9 protein-coding genes are annotated in these 13,203 nt (G+C 58.1%); 5 read left to right on the top strand and 4 right to left on the bottom strand.

Translation table 11 applies throughout. The features are described from left to right. Positions 1-223 precede the first annotated feature (223 nt). The 5 genes from aceE to msrA all read left to right on the top strand — a co-directional run bounded on the left by aceE (position 224) and on the right by msrA (position 10,232). The gene (aceE, locus tag AC30D7_RS18355) at positions 224-2,869 is read left to right on the top strand and encodes a pyruvate dehydrogenase (acetyl-transferring), homodimeric type (protein ID WP_490135003.1); all 2,646 of its coding nucleotides are present in this window, start codon (positions 224-226) and stop codon (positions 2,867-2,869) included. 11 nt (positions 2,870-2,880) lie between these two features. Beyond that, positions 2,881-4,839: a dihydrolipoyllysine-residue acetyltransferase gene (gene aceF / locus AC30D7_RS18350; RefSeq protein WP_490135002.1), complete on the top strand. Its 1,959-nt coding sequence runs from the start codon at positions 2,881-2,883 to the stop codon at positions 4,837-4,839. A gap of 281 nt (positions 4,840-5,120) precedes the next feature. Beyond that, positions 5,121-6,515, top strand: a complete 1,395-nt coding sequence (locus AC30D7_RS18345) for an alkaline phosphatase D family protein (protein ID WP_490135001.1) — start codon at positions 5,121-5,123, stop codon at positions 6,513-6,515. A gap of 234 nt (positions 6,516-6,749) precedes the next feature. After that, positions 6,750-9,443, top strand: a complete 2,694-nt coding sequence (locus AC30D7_RS18340; RefSeq protein ID WP_490135000.1) for a putative bifunctional diguanylate cyclase/phosphodiesterase — start codon at positions 6,750-6,752, stop codon at positions 9,441-9,443. Positions 9,444-9,584: 141 nt separating this feature from the next. Further along, entirely contained in the window at positions 9,585-10,232 is a 648-nt protein-coding gene (gene msrA / locus AC30D7_RS18335) for a peptide-methionine (S)-S-oxide reductase MsrA (protein ID WP_465803070.1), read from the top strand. A gap of 141 nt (positions 10,233-10,373) precedes the next feature. Here msrA and AC30D7_RS18330 read toward each other — a convergent pair whose 3' ends face one another. The 4 genes from AC30D7_RS18330 to AC30D7_RS18315 form a co-directional block, all read right to left on the bottom strand. Beyond that, positions 10,374-11,213, bottom strand: a complete 840-nt coding sequence (locus AC30D7_RS18330; protein WP_490134999.1) for a 23S rRNA (adenine(2030)-N(6))-methyltransferase RlmJ — start codon at positions 11,211-11,213, stop codon at positions 10,374-10,376. 323 nt (positions 11,214-11,536) lie between these two features. Further along, positions 11,537-11,860 carry a hypothetical protein gene (locus AC30D7_RS18325; RefSeq protein ID WP_258614406.1) on the bottom strand — a complete coding sequence of 108 codons (324 nt, stop codon included), beginning with the start codon at positions 11,858-11,860 and terminating at the stop codon, positions 11,537-11,539. A gap of 370 nt (positions 11,861-12,230) precedes the next feature. Then, positions 12,231-12,647, bottom strand: coding sequence for a hypothetical protein (locus tag AC30D7_RS18320; RefSeq protein ID WP_490134998.1), 417 nt, complete (start codon positions 12,645-12,647; stop codon positions 12,231-12,233). A gap of 68 nt (positions 12,648-12,715) precedes the next feature. Beyond that, on the bottom strand, positions 12,716-13,198 hold the full coding sequence (locus AC30D7_RS18315; protein ID WP_490134997.1) for a hypothetical protein: 483 nt from the start codon (positions 13,196-13,198) through the stop codon (positions 12,716-12,718). Positions 13,199-13,203: the final 5 nt, after the last annotated feature.

Raw genomic sequence — 13,203 nt, 5'->3', positions numbered from 1 at the left:
TAACGATTATTCTCACAACGCAGCCGGAGGCCACAAGCCAATCATCTGTAGTTTTACTACTCGTCTATACATTCGAAAGGCTGAAATGCCCGAAGATTTGTAGTAAAACTACACGCCGCCGGAACAACCTATCGGCAATCCAAGAATTTATATCGTCTGCCCACAAGGCCAGTCGCAAACTCAGGCAACCGATTCTGGAAGCCTTTCCGCCCTGGAGCAAGCCATGCAAGACCTCGATCCCGTCGAAACCCAGGAATGGCTGGACGCCCTGGAATCGGTTCTCGACAAAGAAGGCGAAGACCGTGCTCACTATCTGATGACCCGTATGGGCGAACTCGCAACCCGTAGCGGTTCGCAATTGCCTTACGCCATCACCACGCCATACCGCAATACCATTCCCGTTACCCACGAAGCACGCATGCCTGGCGACCTGTTCATGGAACGCCGCATTCGCTCGCTGGTACGCTGGAACGCGATGGCCATGGTGATGCGCACGAACCTGAAAGATTCTGACCTGGGCGGTCACATCTCCAGCTTCGCTTCCAGCGCAACCCTGTACGACATCGGCTTCAACTATTTCTTCCAGGCCCCGACCGACGAACACGGCGGCGACCTGATCTACTTCCAGGGTCACACCTCGCCAGGCGTTTACGCCCGTGCGTTCATGGAAGGCCGCATCACCGAAGACCAGATGAACAACTTCCGCCAGGAAGTCGACGGTCAGGGCCTGTCGTCCTACCCGCACCCATGGCTGATGCCTGACTTCTGGCAGTTCCCGACCGTATCCATGGGTCTGGGCCCGATCCAGGCGATCTACCAGGCACGCTTCATGAAGTACCTGGAACACCGTGGCTTCATCCAGCCAGGCAAACAGAAAGTCTGGTGCTTCCTGGGCGACGGCGAGTGCGACGAGCCGGAATCCCTCGGCGCGATCTCCCTGGCCGGCCGCGAGAAGCTGGACAACCTGATCTTCGTCATCAACTGCAACCTGCAGCGCCTCGACGGCCCGGTTCGCGGCAACGGCAAGATCATCCAGGAACTCGAAGGCGTGTTCCGCGGTGCTCAGTGGAACGTGACCAAAGTCATCTGGGGCCGTTTCTGGGACCCACTGCTGGCCAAGGACGTCGACGGCATCCTGCAACGCCGCATGGACGAAGTCATCGACGGCGAGTACCAGAACTACAAAGCCAAAGACGGCGCGTTCGTGCGTGAACACTTCTTCAACACGCCAGAACTCAAGGCGATGGTCGAAGATCTGTCCGACGACGAGATCTGGAAACTCAACCGTGGCGGCCACGACCCGTACAAGGTCTACGCGGCGTACCACGAAGCGGTCAACCACAAGGAACAACCGACTGTCATCCTGGCCAAGACCATCAAAGGTTATGGCACCGGTGCCGGCGAAGCGAAAAACACTGCGCACAACACCAAGAAAGTCGATGTCGACAGCCTGAAGTTGTTCCGCGATCGTTTCGACATCCCGGTCAAGGACGAAGAGCTGGAGAACCTGCCGTTCTTCAAACCGGAAGAAGGCAGCGCCGAAGCCCGTTACCTGGCCGAGCGCCGTACCGCACTGGGCGGTTTCGTACCTCAGCGTCGCGCCAAGAGCTTCAACATCCCGACCCCTCCACTGGACACCCTCAAGGCGATCCTGGACGGCTCGGGCGACCGTGAAATCTCCACCACCATGGCCTTCGTGCGTATCCTCGCGCAACTGGTCAAGGACAAGGAAATCGGCCCGCGCATCGTACCGATCATCCCGGACGAAGCCCGTACCTTTGGTATGGAAGGCATGTTCCGTCAGTTGGGCATCTACTCCTCCGTCGGCCAGCTCTACGAGCCAGTCGATAAAGACCAGGTGATGTTCTACAAGGAAGACCAGAAGGGCCAGATCCTCGAAGAAGGCATCAACGAAGCGGGCGCCATGAGCTCCTTCATCGCTGCCGGCACTTCGTACTCCAGCCACAACCAGCCGATGCTGCCGTTCTACATCTTCTACTCGATGTTCGGCTTCCAGCGTATCGGCGACCTGGCCTGGGCCGCTGGCGACAGCCGTACCCGTGGCTTCCTGATCGGCGGCACCGCCGGCCGTACCACCCTGAACGGTGAAGGCCTGCAACACGAAGACGGTCACAGCCACCTGCTGGCTGCCACCATCCCGAACTGCCGCACCTACGATCCAACCTACGGCTACGAGCTGGCGGTGATCATTCAGGACGGCATGAAGAAGATGACCGAAGAGCAACAGGACGTCTTCTACTACATCACCGTAATGAACGAGTCCTACCAGCAGCCAGCCATGCCGGCCGGTGCCGAAGAAGGCATCAAGAAAGGCATGTACCTGCTTGAGGAAGACACCCGCGAAGCGGCGCACCACGTTCAGCTGATGGGCTCCGGCACCATCCTGCGTGAAGTCCGTGAAGCGGCGAAGATCCTGCGTGAAGAGTTCAACGTCGGCGCTGACGTGTGGAGCGTTACCAGCTTCAACGAACTGCGTCGCGATGGCCTGGCCGTTGAGCGTACCAACCGTCTGCACCCTGGCCAGAAGCCTAAGCTGAGCTATGTCGAAGAGTGCCTGAACGGCCGTAAAGGTCCGGTCATTGCCTCTACCGACTACATGAAGCTGTTCGCTGAACAAATTCGTCAGTGGGTCCCGTCCAAGGAATTCAAAGTCCTGGGCACCGATGGTTTCGGCCGCAGTGACAGCCGCAAGAAGCTGCGTCACTTCTTCGAAGTAGACCGTCATTTCGTGGTGTTGGCAGCCCTGGAAGCCTTGGCTGACCGTGGTGACATCGAACCTAAAGTGGTGGCTGAAGCCATCGCCAAGTTCGGCATCAACCCGGAAAAACGCAACCCACTGGACTGCTGAGGAGACACTCTGTGAGCGAACTCATTCGCGTACCTGACATCGGCAGCGGTGAAGGTGAAGTAATTGAACTGTTTGTGAAGGTCGGCGACCGTATCGAAGCCGATCAGAGCATCCTGACGCTGGAATCGGACAAGGCGAGCATGGAAGTGCCTGCGCCTAAGGCCGGCATCATCAAGAGCCTGAAAGTGAAGCTGGGCGATCGCCTGAAAGAAGGCGACGAACTGCTGGAACTGGAAGTCGAAGGTGCCGCTGCGCCAGCCCCTGCGGCTGCCGCGCCTGCTGCCAAGGCTGAAGCCAAACCGGCTGCTGCACCTGCGCCGGCGGCTCCTGCTGCCGCACCGGCTGCTGCCAGCATTCAGCAAGTGCACGTGCCGGACATCGGTTCGTCGGGCAAGGCCCAGATCATCGAGATCCAGGTCAAGGTCGGCGACACCGTCGAGGCTGATCAGTCGCTGATCACCCTGGAATCCGACAAGGCCAGCATGGAAATCCCTTCGCCCGCCGCTGGCGTGGTCAAGGCCATCAGCGTCAAGCTCAACGACGAAGTCGGCACGGGCGACCTGATCCTGGCTCTGGAAGTGGCGGGTGCTGCGGCCCCTGCTGCTGCCGCGCCAGCCCAGGCTGCTGCGCCTGCTGCCGCTGCTCCGGCGCCAGCCGCCGCGGCGCCGGCTGCACCGGTTGCCGACAGCGTGCAGGACATTCACGTCCCGGACATCGGTTCGGCGGGCAAAGCCAAGATCATCGAAGTACTGGTCAAGGCTGGCGACACCGTTGCCGCCGACCAGTCGCTGATCACCCTGGAATCCGACAAGGCGAGCATGGAAATTCCATCGCCTGCCGCTGGCGTGGTGGAAAGCGTTTCCATCAAGCTGGATGACGAAGTCGGTACGGGCGACCTGATCCTGAAGCTGAAAGTCAAAGGCGCGGCACCTGCTGCAGCCCCGGCTCCGGCTGCCGCTGCTGCGCCGAGTGCTCCAGCGCCTGCTGCTGCTGCTCCGGCTGCCGCCGCTCCTGCTGCTGCCCCGGCTGCTGCTCCTGCCAAGCCTGGCGCGAAAGTTCACGCCGGCCCTGCCGTGCGTCAACTGGCCCGCGAGTTTGGCGTCGAGCTGAGCGCTGTCGGCGCCAGCGGTCCGCACGGTCGCATCCTGAAGGAAGACGTTCAGGTTTACGTCAAGGCCATGATGCAGAAGGCCAAGGAAGCTCCGGCCGCTGCAGCTGGTGCAACCGGCGGCGCGGGCATCCCGCCGATTCCGGTCGTGGACTTCAGCCGCTTCGGCGAAATCGAAGAAGTGCCGATGACACGCCTGATGCAGGTCGGCGCTGCCAACCTGCACCGCAGCTGGCTGAACGTGCCGCACGTGACGCAATTCGACTCGGCGGATATCACCGAGCTGGAAGCGTTCCGTAACGCCCAGAAAGCCGTTGCAGAGAAGGCCGGCGTCAAGCTGACCATCCTGCCGCTGCTGCTCAAGTCCTGCGCGCACCTGCTCAAGGAACTGCCGGACTTCAACAGTTCACTGGCTCCAAGCGGCAAAGCGATCATCCGCAAGAAATACGTGAACATCGGCTTTGCCGTCGACACCCCGGATGGCCTGCTGGTACCGGTCATCAAGAACGTCGACCAGAAGAGCCTCCTGCAACTGGCCGCCGAAGCTGCTTCCCTGGCTGAAAAAGCCCGGACCAAGAAGCTTTCCTCGGACGAGATGCAAGGCGCCTGCTTCACCATTTCCAGCCTCGGCCACATTGGCGGCACCGGTTTCACGCCGATCGTCAACGCGCCGGAAGTGGCGATCCTCGGTGTTTCCAAGGCAACCATCCAGCCAGTCTGGGACGGCAAAGCCTTCCAGCCGAAACTGATGCTGCCGCTGTCGCTGTCCTACGATCACCGCGTGATCAACGGCGCCGCTGCTGCACGCTTCACCAAGCGTCTGAGCGATCTGCTGGCAGACATCCGCACCATCTTGCTGTAACACCGACTGGCCCTCCCCTGGCGGAGGGCCAATCGCGTTCCACGTTTTCCGAGCGCCACGCTCGTACCTCAACCCCGTCGATTTGGCGGGGCTTTTTTTACCTGAAAAAAACCATCACCCGCACTTTATTCCTACACTCACGGCTTACGCCACCTACAACCCCAGTCCACTTCCGCCCGATATTTTTTTTCAGTCAATAACTAGGCTTAGTTTGGAGATTTCTCACAGAAACCTCGACAACTTAATCTGCTTAGTTAGCATTACTTCGAATGGATTCGAACATGTTCAAACCAACTGTCGGCCCAATTATCGGCCACACCACAACTAACCATGCCCGTATTTTCTTGCGAGGTGAATCACAGAAAGATACCTTGGTATTTGCGGGCATCCGTTATCGACGCACCGGTGAGCAATACTGGTCCAAAGGCGTATTTGCAAAACTGTCCGTCTTGCGTGACATGTCCGATGTGATTGCACTCAACGACCTGGCCACCGACACCGACTATGAATACCAGGCAGGCTGGTTCAGCCCCATGAGCCCGGTGCATACCGTGGAGACAATTCAGGAACTGCCGCTGCAATGGCCACGGGAAAGTTACCGCTTTCGCACGCAGTCAAGCAAATCCAGCCAGCCACGGGCCTATATCGTCGGCTCATGTCGTTACCTGCGAATGACCGCCGGCATTGCATTGGCCCCACAGGGGGGCGACCGGATTTTTGCCTCGATCAACAGCCTGGCGGACAGCGCCGAACCGCCCATCAGCGCCATGCTGATGACTGGCGATCAGATTTACGTCGACGACTTGAACCTCGTGGCCCCCGACCGGGAATACAAGGACATTCTCAAAAAATACCGCACAGCCTTTTCGCAGCCTCATATTTCCAAGTTAATGTCAGGCATGCCGACTTACATGATCCTCGACGACCATGAAATAGAAGACAACTGGCCCGCCAACAAAAGTAATGCCGATGATTACTTATACAAAAACGCCATTGCAGCGTATGAGTTATATCAAGCCAGTCACAGCCCCGCGCATGAACTGCTGGCCAATGGGCAAGTAAACAGAAGACTGGAGCAATATTGGTATCAATTCACCGAGGGTGATATCGAGTGGTTTGTCACCGATAGCCGGACCCGGCGCAATCTGTCGGCCGGCGACCGGCGCATCCTTGACGAAGAGCAGGAACAGGCGCTGCTCAACTGGCTGATCAACAGCCCGGCCCGGGTCAAATTCGTGGTCACCAGCGTCATGTTCTATCCCGACCGTAAACTAAACGGCGATGACGCCTGGAGGGCCTTCCCCGAGCAACGGCTACGGCTGCTGGAGACGATTCGTACACGCGGCATCAAAAACGTCTTGTTCATTTCCGGTGATGTCCATGGCTCCCTGACCAGCCGTCTGACCCACAGTGAGGACCCGGATTTTGAAGTCCATACCATCGTGTCTTCACCGCTGTGCAACAGCAAACTGCTGCCGTACGCCAAGGCGTCAACCTTCATTCTCGATCAAGCCCTGGCCCGAACAGCTGCGGGGGACTATTGGCATGAACTGACCAGCGAGGTGATCAGCCAGGACAATTTTGCCCATCTGGTCGTCGAGACCGAACAGGTTCTAGTCAACTATCACGATCGGGATGGCACGCACTTGCAGTCGATAAGCATCAAATTGCGTTGAATCTGGAAAAGATCGCAGCCTTCAGCAGTTCATACAGGCTGCGATCTTTTCGACCCACACCACTACTTTCACCCATGAACTGGAGAATTCTTTGCGCCTGCCGACATATTCTTATAGCACTTGGCCTTCATGTCTCTTGTCAGTCGGTGTCGCAATGATGCAACCTTGCCGCAGGCAACAGTAAAGAGGGCGAGAGCCCGGCGCGATCAGCATATTCGAAGCGAGTTTCCCTCAATGAAAAGCCAACCCGATGCCGCCAGCCGTATGGTGGCCGAGGTAGTGACGCAGTTGCCTGTGCCCTCGCGGCTCGGCATGCTGCGTTTCGAACGGCTGAATGAACCAAGCTGGGCGTTGCTGTTTCTCGATCCCAACTGCGAACGGCAGTTCGGCCTGCCGGCGGTGGAGCTTTGTGCTCTGGTCGGCTCGCCCTACGCCAGCCTGATGGAACCCGAAGCGCGCTATCAACTGCACGACACGATCCAGCAGCAACTCACCGAAAGCCCGCATTACCTGATCCGCTACACCTTGCACACCGCCGCCGGCGTTCTGAGCCTGCTGGAACTGGGCGAAGCCTACAAACAACACAATCGGCACCTGCTGCGCGGCTACCTGATGGTGGTGGACGGCCTGTTCGACGGCGAACCGTTGCTGCCGGCGCTGGATCTGGAAACCCAGAACTCACGCCTGCAAATCGCCCTGGAACTCAATCAACGTGCCCAGCAGGAACAACTGCAGCACCTGGACCGGGTGCGCGCCCAGCAAGACCTGATCCTGCTGCTGACCCGCCAGCGCTATAGCACCAACAATTCCCTGCAAGAAGCCGCCGAACTGATCACCCGCAGCGCCTGCGACATCTATCAAATCGACTGCGCCAGCCTGTGGAATCTCGATGGCTCGCTGCTGACACCAATCTCGGCCTATCACCGCGCCACCCGGGTTCACCAACTGCCGGAGCCGATCGACGCCAGTGGTTTTCCCGATTACCTCGACGCCTTGCACACCGGTCGCGCCATCGACGCCCACAACGCCATGCGTGACCCGCGCACCCGGGAAATCGCCGAGCACCTGCGCCCGCGCAACGTCAACGCCATGCTCGACGCCAGCATTCGCGTCGATGGCCAGGTGGTCGGTGTGCTCTGCCTGGAACAGATCGGTGCGACCCGCGCCTGGCAGTCGGACGAAATCGCTTTCGCCGGCGAACTGGCGGATCAATTCGCCCAAGTCATCAACAACCACAACCGCCGCACCGCCACCAGCGCCCTGCACTTGTTCCAGCGTGCGGTGGAGCAAAGCGCCAACGCCTTTCTGCTGGTCAATTGCGACGGCGTGGTGGAGTACGTCAACCCGAGTTTCACCGCGATCACCCAGTACACCACCGAGGAAGTCCACGGCCATCGGCTGTCGGAACTGCCGGCGCTGGAGAACCTCAGCGAATTACTGTTCGACGCCCCGTCGGCGCTGGCCAAGAGCAACAGCTGGCAGGGCGAGTTCAAGAGTCGACGTAAAAACCTCGAACCCTACTGGGGCCAGTTGTCGATTTCCAAGGTCTACGGCGACAACCGTGAGCTGACGCACTACATCGGCATCTACGAAGACATCACCCAGACCAAACTCGCCCAGCAACGAATCGAGCGCCTGGCTTACACCGATAACCTGACCAACCTCGGCAACCGCCCGGCGTTCATCCGCAACCTCGATGAGCGCTTCGCCCGAGACAGCGATACACCCATCAGCCTGCTGCTGGTGGACATCGACAACTTCAAGCGGATCAACGACAGCCTCGGCCACCAGACCGGCGACAAACTGCTGATCAGCCTGGCGCGGCGCCTGCGCAACAGCCTGAGCTCGAGCGGCAGTCTGGCGCGTTTTGCCAGTAACGAATTCGCGGTGCTGCTGGACGACACTGACCTCTCGGCGGGCCAGCAGGTTGCCAATCAATTGCTGGCAACCCTCGACAAACCGATGTTCGTCGACAACCAGTTGATCAGCGTCACCGGCTCCGTGGGCCTGGCCTGCGCGCCGCTGCACGGTCGCGACCCACAGACGCTGATGCGCAACGCCGGCCTGGCGCTGCACAAGGCCAAGGCCAATGGTAAACACCAGGTGCAGGTGTTCACCGAAGCGCTGAACGCCGAGGCCAGCTACAAACTGTTCGTCGAAAACAACCTGCGCCGCGCCCTGACCCAGAACGAGCTGGACGTGTTCTACCAGCCCAAGCTGTGCTTGCGCAGCGGTCGCTTGCTGGGCATGGAAGCGCTGTTGCGCTGGAACCATCCGGAAAAAGGCATGATCCGCCCGGACCAGTTCATCAGCGTGGCCGAAGAAACCGGACTGATCATCCCGATCGGCAAATGGATCGCCCGCCAGGCCTGCCGCATGAGCAAAGACCTGACCGCCGCCGGCCTGGGCAACCTGCAAGTGGCGATCAACCTGTCGCCCAAGCAGTTCTCCGACCCGGACCTGGTGGCGTCCATCGCCAACATCCTCAAGGAAGAAGCGCTGCCGGCGAACCTGCTGGAGTTGGAACTGACCGAAGGCCTGCTGCTGGAAGCCACCGAAGACACTCACTTGCAGCTCGATCAGCTCAAGCGTCTGGGCCTGACCCTGGCGATGGACGACTTCGGCACCGGTTACTCGTCGCTCAGCTACTTGAAAAAATTCCCGATCGACATCATCAAGATCGATCGAAGCTTCATCCACGAAATCCCGGACAACCAGGACGACATGGAAATCACCTCCGCCGTGATCGCCATGGCCCACAACCTGAAACTCAAGGTCGTGGCTGAAGGCATCGAGACTGCCGAGCAACTGGCCTTCCTGCGCCGCCACCGCTGCGACGTCGGCCAGGGCTACCTGTTCGACCGACCGATCCCGGGCTCCGAGCTGATCGAAAAGCTCAAACGCTACCCGCGCGGCCCGCTCGTCTGAGCACACCGCAATCCCTGTGGGACACCGAACCCCTGTGGGAGCGAGCCTGCTCGCTCCCACAGGGGTAGTGCGTAACTGACCGGCATTAGGCACACTGGCAGTCTGTTTATTTACATCTCAACCTGACTGAGAGGACTGATCATGGTTCTGCGCTCGGAAATTCTGGTGAACAAAAACGTGCTCCCGACTAAAGAACAAGCTCTGCCTGGCCGCGAAACCCCAATGACCGTGCCGGAAAAACACTTCGTCCACGACGCGCCACTGCTGGGCCCGTTTGCGATGGACGTGGATTTCGCGATCTTCGGCCTGGGCTGCTTCTGGGGCGCGGAGCGCAAGTTCTGGCAGCGCGAAGGTGTGGTCAGTACGGCGGTGGGTTACGCCGGCGGCTTTACGCCGAACCCTACGTATGAAGAAGTCTGCTCGGGCCTGACCGGCCACAGCGAAGTGGTACTGGTGGTCTACGAGCCGGCAAAAGTCAGCTATGAAGCGCTGCTGAAGATGTTCTGGGAACTGCACAACCCGACCCAGGGCATGCGCCAGGGCAATGACATCGGCACCCAGTACCGCTCGGTGATCTACGCCACCAACCCGACGCAACTGGCAGCGGCCAAGCACAGCGAGCAAGTATTCCAGGCCGAGTTGACCAAGGCGGGCAAAGGCACCATCACCACCGAAATCGAAGAAGCCCCGACGTTCTACTTCGCCGAGGCGTATCACCAGCAGTACCTGGCCAAGAACCCTGAAGGGTATTGCGGAATTGGCGGTACAGGCGTGACTTGCCCAATCTGATTTTCGGGCCCTGAAAGCATCGCGGGCAAGCCCGCTCCCACAAGGTGATGTGTCTGACCACTGTGTTGTGATCGACATAAATCCCTGTGGGAGCGGGCTTGCCCGCGATGGCGTCGGATCAGACGCCACTAATGCAATGTATCAACTCTCGGCAATCAACCAATCCATCTGCCAGCCACCCTGGGTCTGCCCCAACTTCTTGGACAACCACGGCAGCAACTCACGCAATTCCTCTTCCAGCCCCCACGGCGGATTGGCAATCGCCAACCCCGAGCCATTCAGGCTGTTCGGCGTATCCAACGGATGCACCAACAACTCCACCCGCAACAACTTCGGCGCACCCGTGCCGGCCAAGTCCTGATAAAACCGCCGCAACGCCCGCTGATCCTTCACCGGATACCAGATCGCCGCCACCGTCTGGCGCATCCGGCCAATCGTCTCTTTCAGCGATGCCGCACACCGCTGCATCTCATCAAGCTGCTCGAACGGCGGATCAATCAACATCACCGCCCGCTTCTCCGGCACCGGCAGCAACGCACGCGGCACGTGCCAGCCTTCGCCAAGGTGAACCTTTACCCGACGATCGCCCTTCATGTTGTCCTTGAGCAACACACCGTCTTCCGGATGCTTCTCGTTCAGCAACACGCGATCCTGCGGCCGGGTCAAACGCCGCGCCAACTCCGGCGACCCCGGGTAATAGCGCAACTGGCCATCCGGGTTCATCTCGTGCAACAACTTCATGTAATCGGCGGTCAGCGCCGGCAAATCCGGCTGATCCCACAACCGCGCGATGCCTTCCAGGTACTCACCGGTACGACTGGCCTGATCGCCCTGCAGGTCATACAGACCGATGCCGGCGTGAGTGTCGAGATAGGCAAACGGCTGCTCCTTGCGCGACATCAAGGCGATGAGGCGGGTCAAAGTCAGGTGTTTGAACACATCGGCGTGATTGCCGGCATGGAAGGCGTGACGATAATTCATGGCTGCTCCTGCGAAGGCCGGGAAGTTTACCTTGTACGGGGCAGAACGTCAGGGGTTCGCGGCTGAGCGGGCAAGTACAACCCCAATACCGCGCCAATCCATAAACCCTGTGGCGAGGGGGCTTGCCCCCGTTGGGCTGCAAAGCAGCCCCAAAATATCCAGACCACCCCATAACCTGTGGCGAGGGAGCTTGCTCCCGCTCGACTGCGAAGCAGTCGCCAAACCAAGCCACTCGGTACAGCTGACAAAACGGGATTGCAGGTTTTGGGGCTGCTACGCAGCCCAACGGGAGCAAGCTCCCTCGCCACAAAAGCCACTCGACGTTATTCCGAAGGCCGAGCCCGCAACCGCCGCCCCACCACATCCAGCACATCGCAGCCATCGCGCAATGAAATGGCACAGAGCAAAGCAAAATCACTAAGGATGAAGGATTCACACTCGACCGAACCGCGCATGGACATGTTTTCCAGCACCTGAGTGACCGCGCGAATTCGATAGCTGGCAGTGTCGGTCAAGATATCCAACGGCGCGTGGGTATCGACGAATAGCGTGGGCATGTCGGTGCAGTTGCCGGTTAGGGCCATGAAGCGGCTTTTGGGGTGGGGAATTGGTTTTTCGTAGGGTGGGTCGGGGTGAAGATTTTTCATTTTCAAGTTCCAGAGGCAGTAAACAGGAACTGCCATCAGCCTTCCTACAGGCTGGGGTGGCAGCTATGCGCGGGGTAGGAATATCGAGGCCTTTGGAAAACTCGACCACGCCGAAGCGTGCCCGCGCACAACCGCCGCAACTGATATTACGGACGCACGTTAACGGCCGCAAACCAAGCTTCAACGCTAATACATTTCCAACGACTTTGAAGGGTTCCTACACCCCGCCACTGAGTTTTCAGTGGCTGCCAAAGGCTATCGATGGAAAACATTTCGCACCAGTTCATGGAAACCGATACGAATTGAAGGAAACTTCCGACGACCTTGCCCAGAAATTTCGCTATATCGGCCTATCGGGATGCTTCGTCACTCACCACGCGGCTCTATCTTCCTGACTCGCTTTGAGCAAATCTTCTTCCCAAACCTCTAGCGCCAGCGTGTAGACATGCTGAAAAAATCCCCTAGGGCTCTCCAATTTGTACCACTCCTCACGAGGCCAGCATGATGCTTCGTCCTCATCTATTTCGAACAAACTTTGGAAGTCATAGTTTCGATCATGCAGTTTATTCGCCAGAGACTCCACCAACACGAACTTATGCCTATAAGACAGGCACCCGAGATCCAGCGCGTACTTTTTAATCAGGCCTACCCTATCATTCTTATTATTAGGATCATAAACCTCAAGCTCTATGCCGAGTGTTTCCTCCCGATCATAAACACTAAATCGACCAACGAACCACATTAACCCTGCATCAAACTCCTCATCCACAAATGGACATCGCAACATTCCTTACCTTCCAACGAAATTCGACACACCTATGTAAACGCTACAAGCGGCACAAAAAAATACCGTTACTACTCAAACTGCTTCAACGTCAATCTGGCATAGCACTCATAATAAAACTTCGAACAACTGTCACTTCGATCATTCCTAAAATCAAGAATCTGCTTATACAGCGACTGGATCGCAGGATCATTAATCGTTCGCATACTGTCTAAAACCAAGCAAAGCTTGTAAAACTCATCCTCTCGTTTCAAATTTTCCTGTCGATACTCATCTCTCGACATAATCCCGCGAAACCGAGAGCTATGAAACGGCAGTTTTGCACTTTGGCGAAACATCCACAAAAAACATTTAGAAAGCAAACCTGCAAAATACAATCTACTCGGGCAAGCTGGATCAGCCGCCAACTCCAACAACCCTTTTGCACCAAAAATATCCATTACTGCGCTTTGGAAAATTGCAGCATCACCATCATCGCCACTTTCATACATATCAATAACGACGTCGTTATACGCCCATTCCAGTATCAATTTTCGCGTTATACTCTCAGACATCAAAA

Source organism: Pseudomonas sp. DF5 (assembly GCF_058148225.1).
The sequence above is the reverse complement of the archived record's forward strand: the minus strand, read 5'-3'. Positions and strand labels throughout refer to the sequence as shown.

Excerpts from the sequence above, each read along its gene's own strand:
- aceE (WP_490135003.1), top strand. The coding sequence starts at position 224 with ATGCAAGACCTCGATCCCGTCGAAACCCAGGAATGGCTGGACGCCCTG.
- AC30D7_RS18345 (WP_490135001.1), top strand. The coding sequence starts at position 5,121 with ATGTTCAAACCAACTGTCGGCCCAATTATCGGCCACACCACAACTAAC.
- AC30D7_RS18340 (WP_490135000.1), top strand. The coding sequence starts at position 6,750 with ATGAAAAGCCAACCCGATGCCGCCAGCCGTATGGTGGCCGAGGTAGTG.
- msrA (WP_465803070.1), top strand. The coding sequence starts at position 9,585 with ATGGTTCTGCGCTCGGAAATTCTGGTGAACAAAAACGTGCTCCCGACT.
- AC30D7_RS18330 (WP_490134999.1), bottom strand. The coding sequence starts at position 11,213 with ATGAATTATCGTCACGCCTTCCATGCCGGCAATCACGCCGATGTGTTC.
- AC30D7_RS18325 (WP_258614406.1), bottom strand. The coding sequence starts at position 11,860 with ATGAAAAATCTTCACCCCGACCCACCCTACGAAAAACCAATTCCCCAC.
- AC30D7_RS18320 (WP_490134998.1), bottom strand. The coding sequence starts at position 12,647 with ATGTTGCGATGTCCATTTGTGGATGAGGAGTTTGATGCAGGGTTAATG.
- AC30D7_RS18315 (WP_490134997.1), bottom strand. The coding sequence starts at position 13,198 with ATGTCTGAGAGTATAACGCGAAAATTGATACTGGAATGGGCGTATAAC.